We start from the raw sequence: 23,552 nt of genomic DNA, 5'->3' as shown, positions 1-23,552 counted from the left end.
CACAATTGATAATCATCGAACACCAATGAAAATAAAATTTGTGAGATAAACACCAATGAAGATTAAAGCGATACCATATGACCTTTAAAAAATAAATAATTATCTACATATGAAAAAAATATTAAATATTTCCATTGGGTTTTTAATTATTGCCTTCACTTTTACAAGTTGCAATAATGGAGAATCTTCAAAATCTAACGGCGCATTAAGCTCAAATGCTGCCGAAAAAGTATATGTTGCCCCTGGGGAGCATGATGAATTTTATGCTTTTATTTCTGGTGGTTTTAGCGGACAATTATCTGTTTATGGTTTGCCATCGGGACGCCTTTTTAAAGTTATTCCCGTTTTCTCCCAAGATGCAGAAAAAGCTTATGGCTATAATGAAGAAACCAAACCTATGTTAAATACATCTCATGGATTTATTCCTTGGGATGATTCACACCATCCAGACATTTCCCAAACTAAAGGGGAATTAGATGGCAGGTATGTATATATTAATGCAAACAATACACCTCGTATTGCAAAAATAGATTTAACAACATTTGAAACTACAGAGATCATTGAAATTCCAAACAGTGCAGGAAATCACAGTTCTTCGTTTGTAACCGAAAACACGGAATATGTGGTGGCAGGAACTCGTTTTTCTGTACCTATTCCCCAAAAAGACATGCCTATAAAAGACTATAAAGGAAACTTTAAAGGCGCCTTGTCATTCCTTAAAGTAAATCCAGACAATGGTGAAATGTCTATAAAATTTCAAATATTAATGCCCGGATTTAATTATGACCTATCACACCCAGGACGTGGAAAGTCTCATGGATGGTTCTTCTTTACTACTTATAATACCGAGGAAGCTAGTTCGCTTTTAGAAGTTAATGCCTCACAAAATGATAAAGATTTTATTGCAGCCATTAACTGGAAAAAAATTGAAGAATATGTAAATAATGGAGGTGGCACCAAAATGCCCACTAATTATGCACATAATTTATATAGTGAAGAAACACATTCTGCAACATCTACTATGATCAAAGAGGTTTTAACAGTTAACCCATTAGATGTTCCTGGTGCCATATACTTTTTACCAACACCAAAATCACCTCATGGTTGTGATGTAGATCCAAGTGGAGAATATATTGTTGGCAACGGAAAACTTTCAGCGGACCTCACAGTACATTCATTTACCAAAATGCTTGATGCTATTGCCAACAAAAAACATGATGGCGAAGCTTACGGCATTCCAATTTTAAGATTTGAAGATGTACTTGCAGGTACCGTAAAACAATCCGGATTAGGACCATTACATACCGAATTTGATGGCAAAGGCAATGCCTATACCACTTTCTTTATTTCTTCGGAAGTTGTAAAATGGAAATTAGGCACTTGGGAAGTTATTGATAGAAAACCAACATACTATTCCGTAGGGCATTTAATGATTCCTGGAGGAAATTCAGCAAAACCTTTTGGCAAATATGTGCTTGCCATGAATAAAATTACTAAAGACCGTTATTTACCAACGGGTCCTGAAGTAACACAATCGGCGCAGCTGTATGATATCTCTGGCGATAAAATGGAACTGCTTTTAGATTTCCCAACTATTGGCGAACCGCATTATGCCGCTGGTTGCCCTGCATCGTTAATTAAAGCCAATTCTAAAAAACTCTATAAACTGGCAGAAAACAAACATCCCTATGCTGCTAAAAGTGATGCCGACACTAAAGTGACCAGAAATGGTAAAGAAGTTCATGTACAAATGACCATGATACGCAGTCATTTTTCACCTGATAATATTGAAGGTATTAAAGTAGGCGATAAAGTATATTTTCATGTCACCAATTTAGAACAAGATTATGATGTTCCTCATGGTATCGCCATAATAGGAGCCAATACGTCTGAATTACTAATAATGCCAGGGCAAACCGAAACGTTTGTTTGGGAACCAAAACAAGTGGGTGTATGGCCATTTTATTGTACAGATTTCTGTTCTGCGTTACATCAAGAAATGCAAGGGTATGTTCGCGTATCTCCTGCATCATCTAGTATACCTTTATCTTGGTCTTTAGGAGACTAATATAGTATTGGGGAATTTTATTTAGTGTTTATTTCCCATATAAGGCGAGAGTTGAATTGTCGCTCTCGCCTTTCTTTTAAAACATTAAAACAAATCCGTTGGGTGAAATTAAGAAAATTTAATTTATAACGAATTTTGATTATAATTTATAAGTCAATTTAGCACTCAAGTGTCAGTCTGAGCCTGTCGAAGACACTAGAAGATACATTTCGACAAGCTCAATGTGACAATTTATATAAAAATTAGTATTGATAAAGCAATTATACCCAACGAGTTAAAACAATTAAATACAAACAGATGAAAAAGTCAAACATCATAATGCTTATTGCGGCTTTATTGCCTTTAGGATTGTTTCTTTTTCCACTTTGGAAAATTACTTTAGAAGCGCCTCAATATCCAACTCCTTTGGGAATGTACATTCATATTAATGATTTTTCAGATGTGAACCCTTTTGATATTAAAAACATCAATTTAATGAATCACTATGTGGGAATGAAATATATTCCGGATGCCATTCCTGAATTCAAAATTTTCCCTGCGGGCATATTGATAACGACTATATTGGGACTTATAATTGCATTTAAAGGCAACTACAAATGGTTCTTGTCCTGGTTCATATTGATGATCGTTTTAAGTACAGCTGGACTATACGATTTTTATTTATGGGAGCACGATTATGGTCATGATTTAGACCCCAAAGCGATTATGAAATTCACCAATCCGGATGGTTCGGTAATGGGCTTTCAACCGCCTTTATTTGGCACTAAACACATCTTAAATTTTACGGCACATTCGTACCCAAGATTAGGCTCTTTGTTTTTAGGGTTAGGTATTGCAGCCTCATTTATTGCTTATCTGGTTGGGAAAAAAACCAATAAAATAATTTCTTGAAACGAACTATCCTCGAGGCAGAGCGTCGAGGAATTCTTTTCGATTAAAAAAACAAAAGCTATGTAGAAAAAAATCTCAAAAAACACTAAAACACTATGACATGCAAACACTAAAACAATTATTAATAGGCTCATTATTGCTGTTATTTTATGGCTGTAATGTATCTCCAAAAGCCATAAACTATGGTAGCGATGGTTGTCATTTTTGTAAAATGACCATTGTAGACAAAGTTCACGCAGCCGAAATTGTTACTAAAAAAGGCAAACTATATAAATTTGATTCAACCGAATGTATGATTCATTTTATGAATGAATTCGACAATGCCGAAATTGAACTATACCTTTCAAATAACTACACAGAACCTGAAGCTCTTATAGACGCAACCAAAGCTACTTTTTTAATAAGTAAAAATATTCCGAGTCCTATGGGAGCGTTTTTATCGGCCTTTAAAACTGAAGGAGAAGCACAAAAATTCCAATCGGAAAAAGGCGGGATGCTGTATTCCTGGAACCAACTACTAGAACATTTAAAAAACTAGTATCATGTACAAAACAGTCATTTTTTTACTGGTCATTTTAATGGCTTACTCCAGTTATGCTCAAAAAATTGAAGTATGCCACTCTTGTGCTATTACTTCATTAAAAAAAGCCATAGCTCAAGCCAAGGATTATGATACAATTATAGTAAAAAAAGGGACTTATAAAGCGCATAAAATTTTAGTAAATAAACCTCTCACAATTATTGGCGAAAATCACCCCATTATAGATGGCGAAAAAAAAGGTGAAATTTTCACCATTATTTCAGACCATGTAACGATTGATGGCTTGTTCATTATAAATGTTGGCACTAGTTATACCGAGGATTATGCCGCAATTCGTGTTAAGCGAAGCAAACATTTTGTTATCAAAAACCTCGTCTTGGAAAAGTTGTTTTTTGGTATTTATATAGAAAAATCGAGCTACGGAAAAATTTATCACAACAAAATAATTGGCGATGCGGTACAGGAATACAATTCCGGAAATGGCATCCAATTATGGTACAGTAATCATATAGAAATTGAACATAATTATATCGAACATGTTCGCGATGGGATTTATTTAGAGTTTTCAGACGATTGCCTCATCAAGAATAATGTAAGCGTACAGAACTTACGTTATGGGTTGCATTTCATGTTCAGCAATAACGACACCTATCAAGGCAATACGTTCCAAAGCAATGGTGCTGGTGTGGCGGTTATGTTTTCAAAAAAGATAAAAATGTTCAACAATACGTTTAAAGAAAATTGGGGTACTGCATCATACGGCATACTTTTAAAAGAAATAAATGATGCTGAAATTATTGGGAATACCTTTGAAGAAAACACCGTAGGCATCAATATAGAAGGCTCGAACAGAATTGTTTATAAAAACAACGATTTCATCAATAACGGATGGGCAATTAAGGTTCGTGGTGCCTGTTATACCAACAGTTTTCTTGAAAATAATTTTCTGTACAATTCTTTCGATGTTTCATACAACAGCAATATAAACGACAATGTTTTTGACAAAAATTATTGGAGTAACTACACAGGTTACGATTTGAATAAAGATGGCATTGGCGATGTACCTTACAGGCCGGTCAAGCTGTTTTCATACATTGTAAACCGCACACCGGAAACCATCATTCTATTGCGAAGTTTGTTTATTGATATTATAGATTTTTCCGAAAAAGTATCACCCGTATTTACACCCGATAATCTATTAGACAACAATCCTGTAACAAAAAAAATCTCATGGTAAGTATTCAAAATTTACATAAAAAGTTTGGAAAAAACCCCGTGCTAAGTGGCGTCGATCTATCTATTAAAGAAGGGGGCATTTTTGCAGTACTTGGACCTAACGGCTCTGGAAAAACCACGTTGATAAAATCTATATTAGGTATGGTAATTCCCAACAAAGGTACCATATCGGTTTATGGTCAAAACATAAAAAACAATTCGGATTACCGCTATAACATTGATTATTTACCACAAATCGCCAACTTCCCTAGCAATTTAAAAGTAAAAGAGCTTATTAAAATGATTAAGGATCTGCGTGGTAAAACCAGTGACGACGAACGTCTTATTGATTTATTCAAACTAAATCCGTTTTTAGATAAAAAATTAGGAACACTTTCTGGCGGAACCAAGCAAAAAGTGAATCTGGTTTTAACCTTTATGTTTGATAGTCCGCTTATTATTTTGGATGAACCCACATCTGGACTCGATCCCATATCACTTATTAGACTAAAAGATTTAATTCAAGTAGAAAAGGCTAAAGGGAAAACCATTTTAATAACCTCGCACATCATGAGTTTTGTTGAAGAAGTTTCCGATGAAGTCGTATTTCTATTAGAAGGGAAAATTTACTTTAAAGGTCGTATTTCAGAATTGAAAACAAAAACAAATCAGCCCGATTTCGAACATGCCATTGCATCCATTTTAACCGAGAACCATGCTTAAAATATTAAAATATAGTTTTTACGATTTAATGCGAAGCCGCTGGAGTTATGTGTATTTCGCTTTTTATTTAATGCTTGGGATTGTCCTCCTTTTTTTAAACAATGATTTATCTAAAGCGGTCATTACTTTAATGAATGTGATCATCATATTAGTACCACTAATCGGAACCATTTTTGGTGTTATGTATTATTACAATTCCAAAGAATTTACCGAGCTTCTTTTAGCACAACCCATAAAACGCTCTTCCATATTTTTAGGTCAATATCTAGGTGTTGCCTTGTCTTTGTCTATGAGTTTAATTTTAGGCTTAGGATTGCCATTTATTTTTTACGGATTATTTAAAAGCCATGCCATTTGGGATTTTTCATTATTGCTTATCACTGGCACTTTTTTAACCTTAATATTTACAGCATTGGCGTTTAATATTGCCTTATCTAATGAAAACAAAATTAAAGGCTTTGGATATGCCATTCTGCTATGGTTGTTTTTGGGCATTATTTACGATGGCATCTTTTTAATGTCATTAATATTATTTGAAGCGTATCCATTAGATAAAATGTCATTAATAGGAACGATGCTAAATCCAATAGATTTATCGAGAACACTCATTCTTTTAAAACTTGATATCTCGGCATTATTGGGATATACAGGCGCTATTTTTAAACAATTTTTCGGAACTAGTTTCGGGTTAATTGTTTCATTTACAGCCCTATCCCTTTGGGTGATTTTACCCGTTTTAAGCATCATTTTTAAGGCAAAAAAGAAGGATTTTTAATTATTTCAAAATATCATATTAAGTTTAAAAGAGTTCAGTAAATTTGACCCATGATTTCAACAATCGCTAATAAAATAACAGCATTTGTTTTAGTGTTTATATTATTTGCACATAATGTAAACACACTGGCTATTATTGGCGATTTCGTTATTAATCAGGACTTCATTGCAAAAACCTTGTGTATTCAAAAAGACAACCAACAAGGGTGTAACGGTAAATGTCATTTAATGAAGGAATTAAAGGAAAGTGCACCGGAATCAAATACAACGATACCTGTGCAAGAGACAAAACGTTTCTCGTTAGATGCATTTTGTCTTTATAAAATTAATTCCTCAGAACATCTAAATTTTGTAAATAAAGCATACCAAATTGGGTTTAGCCCATATTCACAAAATCTACTTCACACGTATTTCGATATCGATACGCCACCTCCCATATTCATCTAGTTTTTTACAGCTTATTAATGACCCTTTTCTGGCTTATAACCTAAGCGAGCATGCGGTATTATGCATTACAAAAAAATGTGTGGTTTGTCATGCTACGCGAAATTTAAAAAACAATACAGATGAAATGTCCATAACTGAAGGAGTTATGAGTTAAGAGTTATGAGTTAAGAGTCTAACCACGGGTTAAGGATTAACAATTAACCAGAATTAAAATAACAAACAAAACCCTTAAAACCAATATGAGTAACCTTTGTTAAGTCCCTCCTTCGGAGGGGTTGGGGAGGCTTGGGGTTAGGGGGCTAAATATTAACAGATGAAATTAAAATATATTTTACAGATAGTGTTCATTGCTATACTAGCAACATCTTGCTCAACCGACAATGATGACGAAATAACGATTAATGAGATTGAAGGACTTGTTAAAATCCAAGACCTTTCAAACAGTACCCATACCATTGAATTATATAATGCTACAGGGCAATTTAAAACAGGATACAATGCAGTAAGTATTCGCATTAAAGACAATACGTCCAACACCTATATAGAAAATGCCACCGTATCTTGGAATCCAATAATGCAAATGCCTACCATGCAGCATTCTTGTCCTAAATCTGTTATCGGAAAAGCTTTAGGAAAAGAAACAGTCTATGAAGGATTTATTATTTATCAAATGACCGGTATGGATGGTTCTGGATGGTCGTTGACTGTAAATTATTCTATAAATGGCGTTGAATATTCCATAACAGATACTATAACCGTCATACAGAATGCTAAACAACATGTAACCAGTTTTATGGGGAGCGATAACAATCGTTATGTCATGGCTCTCATTGAACCAAAAACACCAAAAATCGCTATTAACAATTTAAAAATTGGTTTGTTTAAAATGGAAACCATGATGTCTTTTCCTGTTGTTGAAAACTATAAAATCACCCTAGACCCCCGCATGCCAGGGATGGGAAATCACAGTTCACCCAACAACACAGATTTAACTTTCAATACAGAGGATGCTATGTATCATGGCAATTTATCACTTACCATGACAGGGTATTGGGTGCTTAATTTAAAGTTACTAAATACTGAAAACGAGGTATTAAAAGGTGAAGATGTCACAACCGAAAACACCCAAAGCTCGCTTTATTTAGAGTTGGAATTTTAAGCTTAAACAAACATTTAATATGAGGTTGTCTAAAAAGACTATTTAGAAGCAAATTGTCACATTGAGCATTATCGAAAATGAAAATATATTTTTATTTGAAGATAAAAGCGCAGCTTGCGAAATGCATTGGTATTCTGACTTATAAGGTTTTCGACTGCGCTCAAACTGACATAAAAGTTTACTTTTTAGACAGTCTCACAAAGTTTTGCCAATGAAAAAGTATATCATATGGGGCGTTAGTTTGTTATTTGCTACACTAACATACGCTCAAGACATAGAAAACCACCTTGAAAAAAAGGACACTATTAATTTAAATGAAATTATGGTGGTTGGAAGACATAAGCTAAGCAACTACCGTCAGGAAAAAACACTATCCAGTATTGATGATTTTTTAGAAAAATCCAACAAAATCACCATGATCAAGCGTGGAAATTATGCTTGGGAAGCTTCTTTAAATAATATGAATAGCAACAGGCTATCTATAACTATCGATGGCATGCAAATTTTTGGAGCCTGTACGGATAAAATGGATCCTATTACATCGTATGTTGATGTTTCAAATCTGGAAAAAGTAAGTGTTGGCTCAGGACAAGAAGGTACCGAACATGGTCATTGTGTTGGTGGTGGTATCGACTTGCAATTACCACAAGCCACCTTTGGGGTTTCAGGGTTAAAAACAAGTATGGATGTGGGTTATGAAACCAATGGCAACTATAAAACTACGGGATTAGACATGGAATATTCCAACCATAAATTCTATTTAAACGCTGATGGAATTTATAGAAAATCCGATAATTATAAAGCCGGAGGAAACAAAGAAGTGCTCTACTCCCAATTTGAAAAATATAACATTTCATTACAAAGCGGCTATAAACTAAGCGAACATGAATCTTTAGATGCCAATGTCATTTACGATAAAGCTACCAATATCGGTTACCCTGCCTTGCCCATGGATGTTTCGTTGGCAGAAGCATTAATCACTTCGTTTACACACAATTACGCAAACGATTCAACGTTTATAAAATCCTTAGAAACAAAAATATACTTTAATACGATAACCCATATTATGGATGACTCTAAACGTCCCATCGTGCCTATTCGTATGGATATGCCTGGATGGAGCGACACCTATGGATTTTACAGTAAAGCAAGTATTAAAAAAAATAAGCATGACGTTATTTTTAATTTTAACGGATTTTACAACAGGTCTTTGGCAGAAATGACCATGTACCCAAACGACACCAATCAACCAGATATGTTTATGTACACATGGCCAGATATCAGAACACTTTATACAGGTGTTTATGCAAAAGACAGCTACCGTTTTAATGAAAATGAAACCCTTTCAACATCACTTCGTTTTGGTTTTCATAAAAACAGGATTGCAAAAAAAACAGGTTTGGAAAGTCTTCAAATATTCTATCCTGAAATTGATGCGTCTAAAAGTCGGTTTCTAACCAGCATGTCATCAAATTATGAGATAAAAAAACACAGGTTCGATGTAACATTTGGTCTGGGATATGGTGAAAGAGCACCAACAGTTAGTGAAGGTTACGGTTTTTTCCTTTTCAACAGTTTTGATAATTACGATTATATAGGCAACCCCACTTTAAAAAATGAAAAAGCTATAGAAGCCAATTTGAAAACCAATTATCATTTTAAAAAATTCCATGTGGGTATTGAATCCTCCTATTTTCATATTATGGATTATATTATTGGTGAAATTGATGCGACATTAAGCCCCATGACTATTGGCGCTAATGGTGTGCAAGTGTACACGCATTTAAATAATGCCACTATTTTTGATGTCTATTTAAACTCTTCTTACCAACTTTCAAAAACATTCTCAGTTAATGCAACGGTTGGTTATAACTACGGAAAAGGGAGTAACAAAGAACTGTTACCACTTATAAAACCGTTTTCTTATTTAGCTGAAATAAATTATAACACATCCAGTTTTAATGCAGCCATTCAACTTGAAGGAAACGGAAACCAAAGTAAGTACAGCCGTTTTTATGGTGAAGACGAAACACCACAATACGCCGTTTTAAATTTAAATCTTGGAAATATATTTTATATAAACCACCATAAAACCGTACTTAAATATGGTATTGAAAATATATTCGACACCAACTATTCAACCTATGCCGATTGGAATAACATACCAAGACAAGGCAGGAATCTATATATAAACCTATCTTTTGTATGGCAATAATATTGGTTAGAGGTTGTATAAAACCAAATCGAATTTGTTTTTTACAAGTGTGGTAAATTTCACAAAAAATCTTATATTTGGTTCATGGAAACAGCAACAAAACCAAACCACATAGGCAGAAAGATTAGCCGTATCAGGGAGCTAAGAGGCATGAAACAGGAAACACTAGCCGAAGAACTGGGCATCAGCCAACAAGCTGTGTCCAAAATTGAGCAATCTGAAACCATTGAGGATGGTAAACTGGAACAGATTGCAAAGGTGCTTGGGGTTACAAAGGAAGCAATCGAAAATTATAGTGATGAAGCTGTATTTAACAATATTCAGAATAATTATGATGGTTCCGTAATCCATGCTGGACCTACAATAAATCACCATTGCACATTTAATCCTCTCGATAAACTATTAGAAGCGCACGAAGAAAACAAAAAACTCTACGAACGTCTTTTAAAATCTGAACAGGATAAAATTGAGTATTTGGAAAAACTGCTCAATAAATAATACCAGAAGAAGTTAATTGTTAAATTATTTAACCTTTTTATATGTTTCTAGCTGCAATAGGAATGTTTTTAAAGGGAATTTTATTTTAGCCTTATAAAACAACTGCATAGACGCACTCAAAGTGGTGGTTTCCTTTAGTTTAAAATCGCTGCTATAGGTTGTTTTAGGCAACTTATAAGGTTGGGAATTATAAGTAAAAATCAACAACTCTATCTAACTTTTCATGTGTTTATATTTATTTGTTTTTCAAAGGACACATGGAACGCCTATAATCATTTCCTTGGGTGTACAAAGTTTTGGTCATGGTCGTTTCATCTTCGGTTTCGTGAATGGTTATTTTCTTATAAAGAGGGACTTCAAAAAAAATCTTTTTAATAGTTTGGTTTTAATATTTGCTAACATTTAGAACGGTGTTGCACAGGTTTTATTTTTCTATAGTAACATAAGCTGTATGTTCACATTTATGAAATCCAATTAATTGTTCCCCACATTTCGGGCATTGTTCATGATCACAATTGTCAGTGTGATAAAATCCTTTAATAACCCCACAATCGCCACATAGGTCACTATTTCCAATTTTGAAAGTTGTTTCACTACCGAATGGGATTCTATCAAATATTTCATTGTCTATTTCTAAACCGTCATATTGTTGAGATTCAATAATGTCTTTAGGGTGATTTTTATGTACCGTAATTCCATGGTAGTGAACATATTCTGACTTTTTTATTTCACTTAAAAGTTCTGCTTCAAACGCCCAATATTCTTTTTGAATTATGTCATGAAGGTCTTTGCTAAGGTATTTTGAATAGAAATAGTGAATAAACTCAAATAGTCTTAAGTAATAACTATGCGCTTGCTTTGGGTTTAGATTAAATTGAAAATGGGTTATTTGATTGCGAATTTTAATAGTTTTCTCTAGTCTTAATTTATCTGAAGGTTCTAAATCGATAACTTTAAAACTTACTAGTCTATTTAAAGCTGCAGATATACCAACTGTCTTATTAATATTAGGGTTATCAACATTGTCATAAACAAGCATTTCATTTTCTTTTGATAAAAGAAATTTCAAAGTCAATTCTAGACCTTGTATTAATAGGACAATTGCAATTGGATACTTATCACTTTCTTTAGATGCTCTTCTTGCACAATGAAGAGATTCATTTATAAAATTGGATGCATTTCTATTTAAATCGAATTCCATATTTTTTACTTGTGCCTAACAATTGTATAACCACAACAAACAGTAGCACTATTGTAGTTATATTCTTTATATACGCAATATATTACTTTTTCTTTAATATTGCTACGAAGTCACTGACTTCAAGAGCTGTTCTAACGGGCTAAGAACCGGTTCAGTCAACAGGGCGTTCATGTTGGGTCGTACCGACCACACGAACGCTAGTTATTGGTAGTAGTTATTTTATTTCCGAACCATATAAATTCTTAACGTTATCTCCGAAGTCAAATTTAGTGTGTTCAAACGGTGAATAGATAAAAAACTGTTTAATTACTTCGGTCGCAAAATCAATTCTTAATGCTGCAACAAATCCTTTGTCTTTATAATTCTCTACCATAATTCCAACTAAATAAAATTTTGGCACTCCCTTTTTTCTATCATTCCAATTGGGCACATACCAGAGTCCGCTTCCACTAATTCCTCTCAATTCCTTTGTGATTTGTTTTTCATTAGAGCCAAAGGGTGCAACTTTTCTTTGATATTTTACTAAAATAAAATGGTCAGGATTAAATCCGTACTTTTCGTATTTGTCAGTTTCTATTGGGTAAGTCAAAAACTTAACTGGAATAGGTTTGAATTCCGCTTTTCCACTTGTTTTTTTTACTCCAGAAACTGGATATCCTGCAATTACATAATATCCACCTTTTTGAACTTTATGGTTAACTATAATGTCAGATGGATTACAAAACCCTAAATTTCCTCCAATAAAATTTTTGTTCTGTCGTGCAGAAAATTTTAAAATGCCAAAGTCTATTGGATTGTTGGTTTTTGAATCTTTGTATGATGTTATAACTATTCCATTTAGCCACACCATTTTTTTGTTAGCTCCAGGAACTATTAAATTTGGCCAATCTTCTAAATTCAATAAATGTCCAGCACTTATCAAATATCTATCATCATTTATTTTCAGAAAGATTCCACAACCTAATGGAATTGCAGAAGGTGGATTGGGAACACTTAATATCGGTGTAACTTGTAATGCTGTATTTGCAACATTCTGTGTTAATATTCCTAATTTCTCGTCCATTCTCTAATTACTGCCAACGGTTTGTATATGCTTTGGTGCGTGGTAAAGCAATGAATTTAACAAGTGCAAACTGAATAGAAAATCCTCGAGGATTTTCGTAAGCAAGCTAGAACTAGCACTAAATTATATACGTTGTTACCACACGTTTTTTTAGATTATAAAAGCAACTACAATTTGCAATAGAATAGACAAAATCGCAACAACTAAAAAGAATATAAAAATGTTTTTCGAGATATTCTGTGTTTTTAAAAGTCGGAATTGGTTTAGATTGTTTAAAATCAACAATTCTTTTTCGTCCATTGCTCGTAATTCCGAAAGCTTTTTGTATTTGCTGTATTTCTCAAATTCGTTTAGTTCAATGTCATTAACATTTTTAATATTTTCCATAAGGTTTTATTGAGTTATTGATTGTTAGCACACATTTTTTAATCAGATTATTAATTTTTAAATCAAATACTATGTCAAAATTTATTCAATTTTTAAAGAGTCGTTTTTTTTATGATTGGGAAGAATTTCAGTTCTTTTTTCCAACAATTCTATACGCTCTTTTTGTTTTTCCATTGTGTTTTTTACTTCTTGTAATTCTTTATCGGATAGCGTTTTTAGATTGTCCAATTTTGATGTAAGTGAAACATAAGCAATTACTAAAGCTAAAACAGGAATAACTATTTGAACAAAGTTTTTTAACCAATTTATTATGATTTTATCATTCTCTTTTAAATATTTTTTATCCGAAAATGAATTAAAACCTTTTAGTGTAGAGATTAAACCCTCTATATCAACATTGGTATATTTAACCTCTTCATTTAGATATAAAGTTCCAATAATAAGTTCTAATTTATTTCGGTCGCATTTTAATTCAGATTGTAAGTCACTAAAACTCACTCCGAACACAAAATTAGAATCAGTTTGGTCACTATTGAATTTTATAAAGCTGTCAGACAACAGTTTTAAAGTCTTATGTCTTTTTCTATTTATGTTTATTAGCATGAGTGAGTTCAAATGTGTGGTAACAATTGTATAACCACAACAAACACCATCCCCATTGTAGTTATATCTTTTATAGGTTTACGAATATAATAAAAAACCACCTACAAAAAACATTTTAAAATGTAAAGTAGGCATGACAGCAGTCCTGGTTTAGTTTCGTTCGCCCTTTGTTCAGGCAAACCCCCATCCAAAAAATAGACCCCCGAACCATAGCTGAACAAAACCCGAACAAAACTCGAACAAAACCCGAACAAAACTCGAACAAAACCGCTGTTGCTTATAACGTTAAAAAGTATTTGAAGTTTACCAAAAAGCAGTGCCATTGTTGGCACCAGTTTTTTATTCGTTTTTATAATTCACTATTTTATCTACTGAAATTCCTTTTCCATATTTTTCTATTGTTGTAAAAATTTCAAGTGAGTTAAAAATCGGTTTTATTTTTTCTTCATTTTTTGGATGAATAATTTTATAATCATTTTCGTTTTCAAAATATTCTCCTAATTTCTCAATAATTGTTTCATATTTTACTAAACCACTTTCTTCTTTTGTTCTAAATAATTTTTTGATTCTTTTTTGAATTAAAACAAAATCTACTTTTGGTAAAACAAACGGAATATGTTCAGGCCAAACACATAAAGTTTCTACGTTTTCAGTTCCATTTTTATTTAGGTAGAAAATATTTGGGACAAAGTATTCTTCTGTTAATTTTTCTTGAAGTTCGTTTTTATTGTAGCAGAATTCCCAACAATAATTGGATTTCTCTAATTCTAAATAATTTAGTTCCCATTCTTTAAAATAAGATTTACTGATTTTTTCATTTGATTTTAACCAGCTTTTTAATAATTCTCCTTTTTTATATTTTATTGGTACTGCTTCTGCTTGTGGGTCAAGAACATAAAGGTCAAACTTTTCTATTAACTTATCTACTAATTCAAAACTTTCAATTCCGAAAAAGTCTGGTCTAACATAATTTATATTAAAACATAAATTAGTATCTTCTAAATCTTCAAAGTCATTTTCATCTTCGACTTCACTTTCTTCTGATTCATAAGTTTCAAATAAGCAAAAAACTCCTGTAGTTTCATTTTCATAAACTATTTGGTCTTCGCTTTTACTTTCCAACATTGGAATAGTATTTAAGAATTCAACCATTTCTGAAATACTTACTTCATTATTTCCTTTTTTGTAAAAGTTTAAATCAAAACTCATTAAGTTCGTTTTTTTTTAAATTGGTGCCAACGTTAAATGTATGTTGCGTAAGGGATTGCGGAGCTCAAACCTATCAATTTACCTCCATAAATTAATGCGAGCGAAAACGCTCGAAAACCAGTGAACCCCTTATGCAATATACATATTGTTGTGTGTTCGCCTTTTATTTTATCCTCCAATTGGATATTTTAATTATTTCAACATCTAATCCAAAAGTATTTATTAGTTCGTCTTTTTCGGATGCATTCGAAACAAAAAGAATTTGAATATCCTCTCGTTTAAATCTAAGTGGATATTTTTCCAGCATTTTATTATGCTTGTCTCTGTTTTTCAAATAGGTCCTTTGATTCTGTGAAATCAAATAATTATCAATATCCGATTTTCTTGGCACAAATCTCCATTCGTTTTCTGCCTTAAAGTCAAAATTCTCTTCTTTAAATTTGCTGTTATACCCTTTTTCATTTTTCATGAAAGTCTTCACCTCCATTATTGCAAGTCGAATTTTTCCAGGTAGTTTTTCGTTATTCGTTTTTCGCCTTGCTTTAAGTAAAATGTTCATTCCTTTTGCTGCTACAGAAGTCGTTCCAACATATAAAACTGGACCAACATTATTGTTTTTTGCCCAATCCTTCGAAAAACCAATGCCATATTTTCCATATGTTATTCTTTCATTATCAATTGTTGAAATGTTATATTCTGAAAATGAAATCATAGGATGAGCTGCCTTTGAGGCTGCTTTATTATCATAGTAAAAGTCCTCACTACAAAATGATAATTTTAGCGAATTACTGGAAAGAATGAGTTTTAATGTGTTAAACTCTTCTGTTATATGGATTATCTTGTTTTCTGATTTACTTATCATTTTGCACTCTACTCAAGGTGACACACAACAATCGTATAACCACAACAAACACCATCCCCATTGTAGTTATATCGTTTATAGGTTTACGAATATAATAAAAATCCACTTACAAGAATATTTTAAAAATGTAAAGTAGGCATGACAGCCGTCTTAGTTTAGTTTCGTTCACCCTTTGTTCGGACAAACCCCCATCCAAAAAATAGACCCCCGAACCATAGCTGAACAAAACCCGAACAAAACTCGAACAAAACCCCTCTATTTTTGGGCAGGTGTGTCCTCTTCGGTTCAAGGTTCAAGGTTTTGGGTGTTGGGTTCTGGGTTTTGGTGAATCGGTTAACTATAATCAGGGAGGTCCAAATCGTGAAACGTGAAAGGGGAATCGTGAATCGTCAATCGTCAATCGTTAATCAGAAATCGTGAAAAGATTCGGGAATAGCATCTTGTCATCGTTTTAAAACATCTTTTAACCTCTCGGGTTCTGATTGTTAGACTTCTTAGAATGTTAGACTTTTTAGATTTTTAGATTTTTAGATTGGGGATAGGTCTAGAGAAAGGGGAATTGTCAATCGTCAATCGTTAATCGTGAAAGGGGAATCGTCAATCGTTAATCGTTAATCGTCAATCGTTAATCAGAAATCGTAAAAGGTATCTTGTCATCGTTTTAAAACATCTTTTAACCTCTCGGGTTCTGTTCTTGCTTCAAGATTTGTGCTCTCAATTCCACATTCTGAATCCATAATTCTGAATTCTGAATTCTAAATTGTCAATCGTCAATCACCTGACACTCATGCCGTCACGAGCGAGATGCTCGCGATAGCGGAGGTATATAAACCTATCTTTTGTACTACAATAATTTGGTAATAAAATCTATCTCGCCTATCTTGTAAGTTTATAATAGTTAAATTTCAACTATTAAATTCGAATTCCGTAAATTTATGAGAATCTGACAAATATCATATTCTCAAACAAATTCTACACGTATTTTTGAACAAAGAGGATATTTTTATCCTTTATAATAAACAACGAAAACTATCAATAAACTAAAACACTAAAAATGAAACATTTAAATTTATCACTTGTGTTTTCTGTAGCCAGTATGCTATTTTTAACATCTTGTTTCGATAACAAAGAAACGGTTTACGACAACGCAGCAGACATTCCTGTAAACAGAGAAATGATTGCGGAATTAACATCGCCACCCCATGTGCCAACGCCAGTTGGAAAAAGAAAAGCAAAAAAGCTTATCATAAAAATGGAGATTCTTGAAAAAGAAGGAGAAATGACCGACGGCGTGAGATATGTATATTGGACCTTTGGAGGTACTGTGCCCGGCAGTTTTATTAGAACACGTGTTGGCGATGAAGTAGAGTTCCATTTACAGAATCATCCAGATAATAAATTGCCACACAATATTGATTTACACGCCGTTACCGGACCAGGAGGTGGTGCCGAATCATCATTTGTGGCACCTGGGCATGAAAAAGTGTTTTCGTTCAAAACCATAAACCCAGGATTGTACGTGTACCATTGCGCTACGGCGCCTGTTGGCATGCACATTGCCAACGGTATGTATGGTTTAATTTTAGTAGAACCTGATGGTGGTTTACCGCTAGTAGATAAAGAATACTATATTATGCAAGGCGATTTTTATACAAAAGGCGCTAATGGCGAACGTGGGTTACAGCCTTTCGATATGCAAAAAGCTGTGGATGAACATGCCGATTATGTTGTTTTTAATGGCAAAGTTGGTGCACTTACTGGCGACAATGCCATAACAGCCAAAGTTGGCGAAACCGTTAGACTCTTTGTGGGTAACGGTGGGCCAGGATTGGTATCGTCTTTTCATGTTATTGGAGAAATATTTGATCGCGTACACATAGAAGGTGGCGATTTAATTAATAAAAATGTCCAAACTACTTTAATTCCTGCTGGTGGTGCTGCTATGATAGAATTTCGTGTAGACGTACCAGGAACATTTATTCTAGTGGACCACTCTATTTTTAGAGCCTTTAACAAAGGAGCCTTAGGCATGCTGAAAGTAGAAGGCGAAGAAGACAAAAAAATATACTCAGGAGAAATACGCGACGACATTTATTTGCCTGAAGGCCCTGGTATTCAAACGATGCCAACAACTGGTGAAATTATAGCTTCAGAAGTACCTGCAAAATCGTTTGAAGAACAAATGGAATTTGGAAAACAAGCCTATATGCAAACTTGCTTTGCTTGTCACCAAGGTGAAGGACAAGGCGTTCCAAACGCTTTCCCGCCATTGGCAAAATCCGATTACTTAAATGCCGATGTAGATAGAGCCATTGGGGTTGTACTTAACGGACTAACAGGAGAAATCACCGTAAATGGTCAGAAATACAACAGCGTTATGACACGGCAAATGTTATCATCCGATGAGATTGCAAATGTATTAACCTATGTCTATAATAGTTGGGGCAACTCCAAAAAAATAGTTACTAAAGCTATGGTAGATAAAGTAAAACAAAAGAAATAATGAAATACCATGCCTTTAGAATATTGCTTGCTTTATTAGTGCTTCAGCCCATGCTTTTCGCACAATCTAAAGGCATGGTTTCCATAAAAGGGAATCGTTATATCCCACTATACGGAAGAGATTCTACCGTTGTTGAAGTAAAAGATTTCGAAATGGACATCTATCCTGTTACAAATGCAGAATATGTTGCTTTTGTTAAGAAATATCCAAAGTGGCAAAAAACGAAAAGCATCAAATTATTTGTGGATGATAGCTATTTATCGAATTGGAAAAATGATTTAGAACTTAAAGATTCAGAAAAACCAGATAGTCCTGTTACCTATGTGTCTTGGTTTGCTGCTAAAGACTATTGTGAATGTCAAGGCAAGCGTTTACCAACCGTTGATGAATGGGAATATGTGGCTATGGCTGACGAAACAACCAAGGATGCGCGTGTGAAGCCTTCATACAACAAACAGATATTAGCTTGGTATGAAGCCCCTCGATCTAATGAAAATAGCATTGGACGCACACCAAAAAATGCTTGGGGTGTACACGATTTACATGGTTTGGTTTGGGAATGGACTTTAGACTTTAACTCCGTTTTAATTACTGGAGAATCAAGAAAAGACGTTGACAAGGACAGCAATCTTTTTTGTGGTAGTGCCGCAGTAAATGCTACCGATTTAATGAATTATGCTGCTTTTATGCGTTATGCCATTCGTGGTAGCTTAAAAGCCAAATATTCTATGAAAAATTTAGGATTTCGTTGTGTGAAAGATATCAATCTAAAATAAAACCATGAAGTATTTAAAATACATATCTCTAGTCTTAATAACCACTTTAGCATTTCAAAGCTGTAAATCTGATAAAAAATCAAAAGACGATATTACTGAAGTATATCAGTGTCCTATGCAATGTGAAGGCGATAAAACGTATAGCGAAAAAGGAAGTTGCCCGATTTGTAAGATGGACTTAACGCTTGTTGAAAACAACTCAGAATTAGTGGAGGATGGTGGAATTTCAGAAGAATCCATATTCAATTTAACTTCTATTTGGCATACTGAAGAAGGCAAGGCTATTCAACTTAAAGATTTAAAAGGAAAAACTTTGGTAATGGTCATGATTTATACCTCATGTAAAGCAGCTTGTCCCCGATTGGTTGCCGATATGCGTCACATTGAATCTCAAATTCCCGATGAAAAAACAAAAAATACTCAGTTTGTTATGGTAAGCATCGACCCAGAAACCGACACCCCCGAAAAACTAAAAGCCTTTGCCAAAGAAAACCTTATGGACGACATACATTGGACTTTTTTGCAGGGTAGCGAAAGTGGTGTTCGTGAGTTCGCCAATGTGTTATCGGTAAAATACAAAGAAATTTCACCTATAGATTTTTCACATTCCAACATCATATCTGTATTCAATCCGCAAGGGGAACTAAAGCACCAACAAGAAGGCCTGGGAGTTGACAATAAAGACACCATTGAAACTATTTTACAGATGACACCCTAAAAAATTATTTAATCATAAAGAGGCTGTCTAAAAAGTCTAGTTCTATGTCATATTGAGCACTTCGACAAGCTCAGCACAGGCTTTGTCGAAATATTTTAACTTACTGATAATCAATATCGGTTTCGACAAGCTCAACCTGACAAATTAAATTTAAAGGACTTTTTAGACAGCCTCTTCCATAATAAAAAACATAAAAAGTGAACTCATTTTACCCCATTGTTGAAACCTTAACAGAAGGACACCCCGTAAAAGTCTATTATACTGAAAGCGCTTTAATACAAGATTTAATTTTAGAATTAAAAGACGTCAATCCTATTGAAGATTTTCAGAAATATTTAAATATTTTCAACCAATTAACCACCATTGAAAAACGTTTTGCACGAAAAGAAAATCAATTATTTCCTTATTTAGAGAAGCATGGTTGGGAAGGCCCCAGTCAAGGCATGTGGTCGTTTCATGATAATTTGCGGGAACAAATAAAGTTATTAAATAACTACAACGTTAAAAAAGATATTGAAAAAATTATTGAGAATATCCCCTATTTATTAAATGGCATCGAACGCTTGTTGACTATTGAAGATATAAGACTGTTTCCAAACGCCATGGAACTGATAACCGAAGAAGAATGGAAGGATTTTTATATAGGTGACGAGGAAATTGGTTGGATGCTAAAAGAAAAACCAACACCTTATCCTGCAGTTGCAAAAGAAGAAGCCTACCTTCATCCAAGTCAAGATCACAGTCAGAGGGATTTATCATTTTCGTTAGAAAACACCTTTCATTACGATGAAGGTTATATGACACCTGAACAAGTCAATTTACTTTTAAGTTTTTTACCTGTCGATATTACCTTTGTTGACGAAAACGATAAAGTTATTTTCTACAATCGAGGAAACGACCGTGTTTTTGCAAGAAGCAAAGGCATCATTGGTCGAGAAGTACGGTTTTGCCATCCGCCAAAAAGCGTTAATATGGTGTTACGTATTGTTGAAGAATTCAGATTAGGCACTAAAGATGTTGCTGAATTTTGGTTTAATTTTAAAGGAAGAATCATCCATATCCGGTATTTTGCCATCCGGGATAAAAACAAAACATATAAAGGTGTTGTTGAGATGTCTCAGGATGTAACCGATATTCAAAAACTTGAAGGTGAAAAAAGATTATTGGATTGGGATTAAACCTAGCCAATACCAGATTTACTTCCAAAATTGATCATCAAGCTTATCCACAAAATCCGTTTCCTGATGAATTTTTTCTATCTCCAGTAATTCCAATTCGGTAGCCGCTTTTTGAATTTCCGGAAACAAAACGCGTTCTTCAAATCGAATATGTTCATCTAGTGCTTTTTCAATCTGGCTTAAAGCAATTTCTATATGGTCATCTTCAAATAAACGCTTTAAAAGTGTATGGTCTTCTAGTGCTTTTTTTACAAGCTCATTATTTGATTCCAAAACCGGAAAAACAAACTGTTCTTCCATTTCAAAATGCGGAATTAAATGTGTTTTAAAAAACCAATCGGCATACACCTTGATGCGTTCTGGTTCAATATTTTTGCTGAATCCTGCTCTAATTTTCCATGATAGCAATAAACCATGGTGATGCTCTCTGCTTAAAGGTTGTAACGCTTTGTGACGTTTAAGTGGTTTCTGCGACATTTTTTCTAGTGTTTATAATGTTGATAATGAAGCATCCAATACCTAAAGGCAATAAGATACTGCATAAGAATAGTATTAAGTAATAATTTGGTAACAGACCTATTCCAAAGTAAAAAAAGCCTCCTTGAATTAATAAAATAAGTTCCGTTAATACAAAACCAAAGATAAAGGCATACATCCCGAAAGTTAGTGTTTTAGAATGCTTTATTAAACTATTTTGTAATAAAAAGGCAAATAAAAACCCGGAAATAACACCCAACATGCTTAAATGGATAAACCCAATGACGAAATTTCTATGTTGATATGCTACGTTTGAAACTTCAGGAATTAAAGATGCCGATTGCAGCAGCATTTTAAGCACAAAGCAAACCAATGCAAAATCATACATGAACTTAGTAACGCTGGCCTGTGTTTTAATGAACGCTTTTAATGCCGGTTTTATAATTATTATAAAATAGTATAAAGCAAATAACTGGCAAATAACCCCAATACCATTAATCCATACCAAAACAGGATGTGGCGCAAACCAGTTTACAGGCAATGCAAAAGTGAGAATGGTCGCTATGATTAAAAATTTAAAAAATAATCGAAACTCTTTCGAATCTTGAAGTTGTAATTTATGAAAAAACACAGCAATAACAGCCAACAAAAACCACCCATTAAACTGAAAATGCAAAAAGAACTGAATCGCTATTTGGTAAAATGCCGATGCTTGTCCAAGCATAACAACTGCGGGTCCTAAACACCACACACCAATAGTTGATAGTAGCATAAAAGCCAATGCCCATTTAAGTAAACGACTTGTAACTTTGTTTTTGGTTTTATGATGTTTGAAAATTAAGTAAGCAAAATAGTAACTACAAAAAATATGTAATGTTGAAAACGCAATGGAAACCGCTGCATACCCCTGAAAAGGAAAACTAAACAACATACCAACAACGGCAAATTCGGTGACCCAAAACAACCGATTATAAATAGGCTTCTTATCAGGAATAAAATAGTGGACTATGAGCGTAAAAAGCATTAAATACACCCAACCTAACATAGCAACATGCGAATGGGCATGCGTTAAAAACCGATAGTTAAGTGACATTGGCTGTACAAAAGCATATCGCAATAATAACCCAAAAACAGCTGCTATAAAAAAGTTAAGCAAGCATACTAAAACAAGTTTTTTAGGCATTACAAATTATCTTTAAGTGATGTACCAATAAACATAGAAAATCCAGAAAATCAAAAAGTCTTTCTGGATTTTTTAATTGAAGCTATTGCTATTAACCAAATTGTTGTTCTAATTTAATAGCTTCGGGGAATAGAATATTATTCTCTAAATGAATGTGTAAATGTAAATCCTGTTCAAACTCGTTTAACATGGCAAAGGTAACTATGTAGGTATTACAACCATCGGCAGGTGGCGTGTAGTTATTTGTCAACTCAGCAATTTGTCTAAAGCGTACCCCTTCATTATCGTGCTCTTGCATCATCATAGCTATTGGGTTCTCAACTGTTCCAAATGGTGGCGGCTGTATGGTAGTATGTCCCAATTTTGCGTTCACCATTCTTTTCACAAAAGGAAAAAGAACCAATTCTTCTTTTCTCATGTGAGCTGTCAATTCACCTGCTGAAGCTGTAAAAAGTTTATTAATTTCAAACAATTCTGGATGTCTTTCGCCATGAACGTTACACAATTTATCTAAAAACTGACGCAAAATGGGGATTTTTTCTTCCACATAGCGGTGATGCTTTTTCTCAATATATTCTGCCAATAAATCTAAAGGCCATGATTTATAATCAATCGTTTGGTCTGTTTTAGAGCTCAAAACGGTTTCAAGTTCATCAATTAGCATATTACTGTCTATGCCTTTTTTAGTGCAGGCCTCTTCAATGGTTCTGTTGCCATTGCAACAAAAATCAATTTTATATTTTGTAAATACCGCTGCGGTTCTAAAATCTTCGGCAACAAAGTGCCCTATTTGTTTTTGGGTGTTTTTACTTATTGTTTCCATCATGTTATTTATTTCGGATAATTTTATCCTATTTATAT

General features: G+C 33.8%; 23 protein-coding genes. 14 read left to right on the top strand and 9 right to left on the bottom strand.

The window, feature by feature from the left end; genetic code table 11:
- Positions 1-109: 109 nt before the first annotated feature.
- The 10 genes from nosZ to CJ739_RS09295 all read left to right on the top strand — a co-directional run bounded on the left by nosZ (position 110) and on the right by CJ739_RS09295 (position 10,531).
- A complete protein-coding gene (gene nosZ, locus CJ739_RS09340; RefSeq protein ID WP_117174627.1) occupies positions 110-2,068 on the top strand; it encodes a Sec-dependent nitrous-oxide reductase in 1,959 nt (652 codons plus the stop codon).
- Between the two features lie 297 nt (positions 2,069-2,365).
- On the top strand, positions 2,366-2,959 hold the full coding sequence (locus CJ739_RS09335) for a hypothetical protein (RefSeq protein ID WP_162880181.1): 594 nt from the start codon (positions 2,366-2,368) through the stop codon (positions 2,957-2,959).
- Between the two features lie 100 nt (positions 2,960-3,059).
- Positions 3,060-3,497 carry a nitrous oxide reductase accessory protein NosL gene (locus CJ739_RS09330; RefSeq protein WP_117174625.1) on the top strand — a complete coding sequence of 146 codons (438 nt, stop codon included), beginning with the start codon at positions 3,060-3,062 and terminating at the stop codon, positions 3,495-3,497.
- A 4-nt stretch (positions 3,498-3,501) separates the two neighbouring features.
- Positions 3,502-4,737, top strand: coding sequence for a nitrous oxide reductase family maturation protein NosD (locus tag CJ739_RS09325; protein ID WP_117174623.1), 1,236 nt, complete (start codon positions 3,502-3,504; stop codon positions 4,735-4,737).
- Positions 4,731-5,438: an ABC transporter ATP-binding protein gene (locus tag CJ739_RS09320; protein WP_117174621.1), complete on the top strand. Its 708-nt coding sequence runs from the start codon at positions 4,731-4,733 to the stop codon at positions 5,436-5,438. Before CJ739_RS09325 ends, CJ739_RS09320 begins: the two co-directional genes overlap by 7 nt.
- Positions 5,431-6,213, top strand: coding sequence for an ABC transporter permease (locus tag CJ739_RS09315; RefSeq protein ID WP_117174619.1), 783 nt, complete (start codon positions 5,431-5,433; stop codon positions 6,211-6,213). The genes CJ739_RS09320 and CJ739_RS09315 overlap by 8 nt, the downstream gene beginning before the upstream one ends.
- A gap of 50 nt (positions 6,214-6,263) precedes the next feature.
- A complete protein-coding gene (locus tag CJ739_RS09310) occupies positions 6,264-6,659 on the top strand; it encodes a hypothetical protein (RefSeq protein WP_117174617.1) in 396 nt (131 codons plus the stop codon).
- A 313-nt stretch (positions 6,660-6,972) separates the two neighbouring features.
- Positions 6,973-7,818, top strand: a complete 846-nt coding sequence (locus tag CJ739_RS09305) for a hypothetical protein (RefSeq protein WP_117174615.1) — start codon at positions 6,973-6,975, stop codon at positions 7,816-7,818.
- A gap of 211 nt (positions 7,819-8,029) precedes the next feature.
- A complete protein-coding gene (locus tag CJ739_RS09300) occupies positions 8,030-10,033 on the top strand; it encodes a TonB-copper family protein (protein ID WP_117174613.1) in 2,004 nt (667 codons plus the stop codon).
- An 84-nt stretch (positions 10,034-10,117) separates the two neighbouring features.
- The gene (locus CJ739_RS09295) at positions 10,118-10,531 is read left to right on the top strand and encodes a helix-turn-helix domain-containing protein (RefSeq protein ID WP_117174611.1); all 414 of its coding nucleotides are present in this window, start codon (positions 10,118-10,120) and stop codon (positions 10,529-10,531) included.
- Between the two features lie 424 nt (positions 10,532-10,955).
- On the opposite strand, the gene CJ739_RS09290 is transcribed toward CJ739_RS09295, so the two are convergent.
- The 6 genes from CJ739_RS09290 to CJ739_RS09265 form a co-directional block, all read right to left on the bottom strand.
- The gene (locus CJ739_RS09290; protein WP_117174609.1) at positions 10,956-11,732 is read right to left on the bottom strand and encodes a hypothetical protein; all 777 of its coding nucleotides are present in this window, start codon (positions 11,730-11,732) and stop codon (positions 10,956-10,958) included.
- A gap of 214 nt (positions 11,733-11,946) precedes the next feature.
- Positions 11,947-12,795 (bottom strand): hypothetical protein, encoded by an 849-nt coding sequence (locus tag CJ739_RS09285; protein ID WP_117174607.1) that lies wholly within the window; start codon positions 12,793-12,795, stop codon positions 11,947-11,949.
- Between the two features lie 150 nt (positions 12,796-12,945).
- A complete protein-coding gene (locus tag CJ739_RS09280; protein WP_117174605.1) occupies positions 12,946-13,182 on the bottom strand; it encodes a hypothetical protein in 237 nt (78 codons plus the stop codon).
- 81 nt (positions 13,183-13,263) lie between these two features.
- Entirely contained in the window at positions 13,264-13,785 is a 522-nt protein-coding gene (locus tag CJ739_RS09275) for a hypothetical protein (protein ID WP_117174603.1), read from the bottom strand.
- A gap of 339 nt (positions 13,786-14,124) precedes the next feature.
- A complete protein-coding gene (locus CJ739_RS09270) occupies positions 14,125-14,994 on the bottom strand; it encodes a hypothetical protein (RefSeq protein WP_117174601.1) in 870 nt (289 codons plus the stop codon).
- A gap of 163 nt (positions 14,995-15,157) precedes the next feature.
- Positions 15,158-15,856 carry an abortive infection system antitoxin AbiGi family protein gene (locus CJ739_RS09265; protein WP_117174599.1) on the bottom strand — a complete coding sequence of 233 codons (699 nt, stop codon included), beginning with the start codon at positions 15,854-15,856 and terminating at the stop codon, positions 15,158-15,160.
- A 1,054-nt stretch (positions 15,857-16,910) separates the two neighbouring features.
- On the opposite strand from CJ739_RS09265, the gene nirK reads away from it, so the two are divergent.
- The 4 genes from nirK (at position 16,911) to CJ739_RS09245 (ending at position 21,031) form a co-directional block, all read left to right on the top strand.
- Positions 16,911-18,359, top strand: coding sequence for a copper-containing nitrite reductase (gene nirK, locus CJ739_RS09260; RefSeq protein ID WP_117174597.1), 1,449 nt, complete (start codon positions 16,911-16,913; stop codon positions 18,357-18,359).
- Positions 18,359-19,135 (top strand): formylglycine-generating enzyme family protein, encoded by a 777-nt coding sequence (locus CJ739_RS09255; protein WP_117174595.1) that lies wholly within the window; start codon positions 18,359-18,361, stop codon positions 19,133-19,135. Before nirK ends, CJ739_RS09255 begins: the two co-directional genes overlap by 1 nt.
- A 4-nt stretch (positions 19,136-19,139) precedes the next feature.
- Positions 19,140-19,853, top strand: a complete 714-nt coding sequence (locus CJ739_RS09250) for an SCO family protein (protein WP_117174593.1) — start codon at positions 19,140-19,142, stop codon at positions 19,851-19,853.
- Between the two features lie 215 nt (positions 19,854-20,068).
- Positions 20,069-21,031 (top strand): DUF438 domain-containing protein, encoded by a 963-nt coding sequence (locus CJ739_RS09245; RefSeq protein ID WP_117178878.1) that lies wholly within the window; start codon positions 20,069-20,071, stop codon positions 21,029-21,031.
- 18 nt (positions 21,032-21,049) lie between these two features.
- Here the strand turns inward: CJ739_RS09245 and CJ739_RS09240 are convergent, their stop codons facing one another.
- The 3 genes from CJ739_RS09240 to ric form a co-directional block, all read right to left on the bottom strand.
- Complete coding sequence (locus tag CJ739_RS09240) at positions 21,050-21,508, bottom strand: hemerythrin domain-containing protein (RefSeq protein WP_117174591.1); 459 nt, start codon at positions 21,506-21,508, stop codon at positions 21,050-21,052.
- On the bottom strand, positions 21,489-22,691 hold the full coding sequence (locus CJ739_RS09235) for a hypothetical protein (protein ID WP_117174576.1): 1,203 nt from the start codon (positions 22,689-22,691) through the stop codon (positions 21,489-21,491). The genes CJ739_RS09240 and CJ739_RS09235 overlap by 20 nt, the downstream gene beginning before the upstream one ends.
- Before the next feature lie 91 nt (positions 22,692-22,782).
- The gene (ric, locus tag CJ739_RS09230; RefSeq protein WP_117178876.1) at positions 22,783-23,514 is read right to left on the bottom strand and encodes an iron-sulfur cluster repair di-iron protein; all 732 of its coding nucleotides are present in this window, start codon (positions 23,512-23,514) and stop codon (positions 22,783-22,785) included.
- Positions 23,515-23,552 lie beyond the last annotated feature (38 nt).

This window comes from Mariniflexile sp. TRM1-10, from assembly GCF_003425985.1.
Taxonomy (GTDB): Bacteria; Bacteroidota; Bacteroidia; order Flavobacteriales; family Flavobacteriaceae; genus Mariniflexile.
This window is presented reverse-complemented; position numbering and strand designations above follow the sequence as displayed.

Bases quoted from the DNA above. Each gene is read 5' to 3' on its own strand.
- nirK (WP_117174597.1), top strand. From the start codon at position 16,911: ATGAAACATTTAAATTTATCACTTGTGTTTTCTGTAGCCAGTATGCTA.
- CJ739_RS09235 (WP_117174576.1), bottom strand. From the start codon at position 22,691: ATGCCTAAAAAACTTGTTTTAGTATGCTTGCTTAACTTTTTTATAGCA.
- CJ739_RS09275 (WP_117174603.1), bottom strand. From the start codon at position 13,785: ATGCTAATAAACATAAATAGAAAAAGACATAAGACTTTAAAACTGTTG.
- CJ739_RS09295 (WP_117174611.1), top strand. From the start codon at position 10,118: ATGGAAACAGCAACAAAACCAAACCACATAGGCAGAAAGATTAGCCGT.
- CJ739_RS09270 (WP_117174601.1), bottom strand. From the start codon at position 14,994: ATGAGTTTTGATTTAAACTTTTACAAAAAAGGAAATAATGAAGTAAGT.
- CJ739_RS09300 (WP_117174613.1), top strand. From the start codon at position 8,030: ATGAAAAAGTATATCATATGGGGCGTTAGTTTGTTATTTGCTACACTA.
- CJ739_RS09240 (WP_117174591.1), bottom strand. From the start codon at position 21,508: ATGTCGCAGAAACCACTTAAACGTCACAAAGCGTTACAACCTTTAAGC.
- CJ739_RS09330 (WP_117174625.1), top strand. From the start codon at position 3,060: ATGCAAACACTAAAACAATTATTAATAGGCTCATTATTGCTGTTATTT.
- CJ739_RS09325 (WP_117174623.1), top strand. From the start codon at position 3,502: ATGTACAAAACAGTCATTTTTTTACTGGTCATTTTAATGGCTTACTCC.
- CJ739_RS09255 (WP_117174595.1), top strand. From the start codon at position 18,359: ATGAAATACCATGCCTTTAGAATATTGCTTGCTTTATTAGTGCTTCAG.
- CJ739_RS09310 (WP_117174617.1), top strand. From the start codon at position 6,264: ATGATTTCAACAATCGCTAATAAAATAACAGCATTTGTTTTAGTGTTT.
- CJ739_RS09285 (WP_117174607.1), bottom strand. From the start codon at position 12,795: ATGGACGAGAAATTAGGAATATTAACACAGAATGTTGCAAATACAGCA.
- CJ739_RS09305 (WP_117174615.1), top strand. From the start codon at position 6,973: ATGAAATTAAAATATATTTTACAGATAGTGTTCATTGCTATACTAGCA.
- CJ739_RS09290 (WP_117174609.1), bottom strand. From the start codon at position 11,732: ATGGAATTCGATTTAAATAGAAATGCATCCAATTTTATAAATGAATCT.
- CJ739_RS09265 (WP_117174599.1), bottom strand. From the start codon at position 15,856: ATGATAAGTAAATCAGAAAACAAGATAATCCATATAACAGAAGAGTTT.
- CJ739_RS09315 (WP_117174619.1), top strand. From the start codon at position 5,431: ATGCTTAAAATATTAAAATATAGTTTTTACGATTTAATGCGAAGCCGC.
- CJ739_RS09335 (WP_162880181.1), top strand. From the start codon at position 2,366: ATGAAAAAGTCAAACATCATAATGCTTATTGCGGCTTTATTGCCTTTA.
- nosZ (WP_117174627.1), top strand. From the start codon at position 110: ATGAAAAAAATATTAAATATTTCCATTGGGTTTTTAATTATTGCCTTC.
- ric (WP_117178876.1), bottom strand. From the start codon at position 23,514: ATGGAAACAATAAGTAAAAACACCCAAAAACAAATAGGGCACTTTGTT.
- CJ739_RS09250 (WP_117174593.1), top strand. From the start codon at position 19,140: ATGAAGTATTTAAAATACATATCTCTAGTCTTAATAACCACTTTAGCA.
- CJ739_RS09280 (WP_117174605.1), bottom strand. From the start codon at position 13,182: ATGGAAAATATTAAAAATGTTAATGACATTGAACTAAACGAATTTGAG.
- CJ739_RS09320 (WP_117174621.1), top strand. From the start codon at position 4,731: ATGGTAAGTATTCAAAATTTACATAAAAAGTTTGGAAAAAACCCCGTG.